Source organism: Streptomyces sp. NPDC046939 (assembly GCF_040644575.1).
GTDB lineage: Bacteria > Actinomycetota > Actinomycetes > Streptomycetales > Streptomycetaceae > Streptomyces.
Window position 1 is genome coordinate 1 of sequence record NZ_JBEYWV010000074.1, and the last position, 3,674, is coordinate 3,674.

Here is a 3,674-nt window from a genome sequence, read left to right on the forward strand (position 1 = left end):
CTCGGGGCTCACCCAGGCCGCGTACCGCGCGGCGGGCGTGTCCCTGCCGCGCACGCCCGGGCCTGACGGTCCGGGGCGCTTCTCTGTGGTGCCTGTTTATGCGGTGAGGCGGGCGACGGCCTCCTCGACCGTCAGCTCCTCGCGCTCGCCGGTGCGGCGGTCCTTCAGCTCCACCACGCCGTCGGCGGCGCGCCGCCCGGCGACCAGGATCTTCGGCACGCCGATCAGCTCGGAGTCGGTGAACTTCACGCCGGGAGAGATGCCGGGACGGTCGTCGACCAGGACCCGGACACCGGCGGCGGCCAGCTTGTCGGAGACCTCCAGGGCCAGCTCGGTCTGGAGCGCCTTGCCCGCCGCGACGACGTGAACGTCGGCCGGTGCGATCTCCTCGGGCCAGATCAGGCCCTTGTCGTCGGCGTGCTGCTCGGCCAGGGCGGCGACGGCGCGCGAGACGCCGATGCCGTACGAGCCCATGGTGACGCGGACCGGCTTGCCGTTCTGGCCGAGGACGTCGAGCTGGAAGGCGTCGGCGTACTTGCGGCCGAGCTGGAAGATGTGGCCGATCTCGATGGCGCGGTCCAGCTTGAGGCCCGTACCGCACTTGGGGCACGGGTCGCCCTCCTCGACCACGACGACGTCGACGTACTCCGAGACCTCGAAGTCACGGCCCGCGACGACGTTCTTCGCGTGGACGCCGTCCTTGTTGGCGCCGGTGATCCAGGCGGTGCCGGGGGCGACGCGCGGGTCGGCGAGGTAGGTGACCTTCTCCAGGCCCTGCGGGCCGACGTAGCCGCGCACCAGGTCCTCGCGGCCCTCGAAGTCCTCGGCCGTGACCAGCTCGACGGCGGCCGGGGAGAAGTGCGCCTCGACCTTGTCCATGTCGACCTCGCGGTCGCCGGGGACGCCGATGGCGACGATCTCGCCGTCGACCTTGACCAGCAGGTTCTTGAGCGTGGCCGACGCCGGGACGTCGAGGTGCGCGGCGAGCGTCTCGATGGTCGGGGTGTCGGGCGTGGGGATCTCTTCGAGCGCGGGCACGTCGGCGGCGTCGACCGGCTTCAGGGGGTACGTGACGGCCTCGGTGTTGGCCGCGTAGTCGCAGTGCGGGCAGTCGGCGAAGGTGTCCTCACCGGCGCCGGCCGGGGCGAGGAACTCCTCCGACTTCGAGCCGCCCATGGCGCCCGCCGTCGCGGCGCAGATGCGGTAGTCGAGGCCGAGGCGCTCGAAGATGCGCTGGTAGGCGGCGCGGTGCAGGGCGTAGGACTCGGCGAGGCCCTCGTCGGTCAGGTCGAAGGAGTAGGAGTCCTTCATCTGGAACTCGCGGCCGCGCAGGATGCCCGCGCGGGGGCGCGCCTCGTCGCGGTACTTCGTCTGGATCTGGTACAGGATCACCGGCAGGTCCTTGTAGGACGTGCACTGGTCCTTGACCAGCTGGGTGAAGATCTCCTCGTGCGTCGGACCGAGGAGGTAGTCGCCGCCCTTGCGGTCCTTCAGGCGGAACAGCTCGGCGCCGTACTCCTCCCAGCGGCCCGTCGCCTCGTAGGGCTCCTTGGGCAGGAGAGCGGGGAGCAGGACCTCCTGGGCGCCGATGGCGTCCATCTCCTCGCGGACGACGCGCTCCACGTTCGCGTAGACCTTGCGGCCCAGCGGCAGCCAGGACCAGACACCGGCCGCGGTACGGCGCACGAAACCGGCGCGGACCAGCAGTTTGTGGCTCAGCACCTCGGCGTCCGCCGGGTCGTCGCGCAGTGTCTTCACCATCAACCGGGACATGCGCTGGACCTGGACCTTGGCCATGATTCTTGACTCCTGCGACGAAAGGGTTGTGCTCAGGAGGTTAGCCGGGCGGGCGGCGCCGCCGGAAATCGGTTCCGGTCCGGCACCCGTGTCAGCGGCGCAAGGGAAGCGGGGCGCCCATCACCGCGTACGGCCGCGGGGCGCTCGGGAAGAGGACCTGGCGGGCGAGGTCCTCGTAGCCCAGGGAGCGGTACAGGCCGCGGGCCGGGCTGTCGAAGTCGATCGCCGAGAGGATCGAACGGGGCTGGGTGGCGCCGTCCGTGATGGTGGTGATGAGGCTGCGGCCGACACCGCGATTCTGGTAGCCGGGGTGGACGTGCAGCTCGGTGATGACGAAGGAGTCGTCCAGCCAGTGGTCGAGGGCGCGGGCGCGCAGATACGGCTCGACGACCGTGGACCACCAGTGCGTGCGGTCGTTCGGCATCCCGTAGACGAAGCCGACGAGACGGCCGGTCTCCGTGGTCGCGCCGAGCGCGCGGGCACCCGCGTACGTGATGTGGCGCAGCACGATCTGGCGGCGTACGGCGATCTCCTCGTCGCTCAGGCCGAACGCGTGCGCCTGGACGGCCAGCGCCTCGTCGACGCGGGCCTGCAGATCGAGGGGGCCGATGGTCACGGCGGTGTCGTCCGTACGGTTCCGGTGCGGCATGCCCGGAGAGTACCCCGGGGACGCTTCTTCAGAAGAGGACGCTCAGAAGAGGACGCTCATGAACGCGCCGACCTCTTCGAAGCCGACGCGGCGGTACGCGGCACGGGCCGGGGTGTTGAAGTCGTTGACGTAGAGACTGACCAGGGGGGCGACGTCGGCGAGGGCGTAGCGCAGGACGGCCGCCATACCGGGGGCGGCCAGGCCCCGGCCCCGGTGCTCCGGCGCCACCCAGACGCCCTGGATCTGGCACGCCTGCTCGGTCGCGGCGCCGATCTCGGCCTTGAATATGACCTTGCCGTGCTCATCGAGGCGGGCGAAGGAACGGCCCGAACCGACCAGCTCCGCGACGCGCGCCTGATAGAGCAGCCCGCCGTCCCCGGCCAGCGGCGAGACCCCGACCTCCTCGGTGAACATCGCCACGCACGCCGGCATGATCGCGTCCATCTCGTCCTTGCGGATGCGCCGGACGTACGGGTCCGGGGCGACGTCGGCGGGCATCCGGTCCGTCACCATGAGCGGCTGATGGGGCCGGACGTCGCGGGCCGGGCCCCAACTGTGCTCCAGGAGCCGCCACAGCAGCGCGGTCGGCTCCGCCGGGCCCACGATCGACGAACAGCGGCGGCCCGCGCGGCGCGCCCGGTCGGCGAAGCCGCGTACCGCGCGGTCCGTCGCGCAGATCGGGACCAGGTTCGCGCCCGCGTAGCAGAGGGACTCCAGCATCCCGTCCTCGTACCAGCCCCACATCTCGCCGCCCAGCCGCCACGGGTCCAGGCCCGCGACGCGGACGCGGGCCGTCACGAAGGCGTTGGCGACGGGCTCGCGGTCAAGGACGGCGAGCGCGGCGTCCAGGTCACTCGGTTCGAGGACCCGGGTGGTGGTCTGAGTCAACACGGGCGGGCCTTTTTGGGGGGCGGGTCGGTTCTGGGCCGGGGGCTTTGGGGGTCGGGTTCGGCGGGGCCGCTGATCTCCGCACTGTACCTGCCGGTGATTTCAGCCGCCTCCGCCTCGGCCGGGCCCCGGGCGCGGGCCCACCCGGCCCGCACCCTTGTGCCCCGCCGAGTCCCCCTCACGCGCGTGACGGCACCGCCGTGGCTGGTCGCGCAGTTCCCCGCGCCCCTGAGCGTCTGCCCAATGCGGGCTCCTTTCGACCGCGGCACCGTCGTGGTTGCTCGCGCAGTTCCCCGCGCCCCTGAGATGCGCACTTCGTGCGCCATCTCAGGGGCGCCGG

3 protein-coding genes are annotated in these 3,674 nt (G+C 71.9%); all 3 read right to left on the bottom strand.

The features are described from left to right. Positions 1-96: 96 nt before the first annotated feature. Complete coding sequence (locus ABZ877_RS39630; protein ID WP_361081572.1) at positions 97-1,797, bottom strand: proline--tRNA ligase; 1,701 nt, start codon at positions 1,795-1,797, stop codon at positions 97-99. Positions 1,798-1,888: 91 nt separating this feature from the next. Further along, positions 1,889-2,446 carry a GNAT family N-acetyltransferase gene (locus ABZ877_RS39635; RefSeq protein ID WP_361081574.1) on the bottom strand — a complete coding sequence of 186 codons (558 nt, stop codon included), beginning with the start codon at positions 2,444-2,446 and terminating at the stop codon, positions 1,889-1,891. Positions 2,447-2,488: 42 nt separating this feature from the next. Then, positions 2,489-3,337, bottom strand: a complete 849-nt coding sequence (locus ABZ877_RS39640; protein ID WP_361081577.1) for a GNAT family N-acetyltransferase — start codon at positions 3,335-3,337, stop codon at positions 2,489-2,491. Between the last annotated feature and the right edge of the window lie 337 nt (positions 3,338-3,674).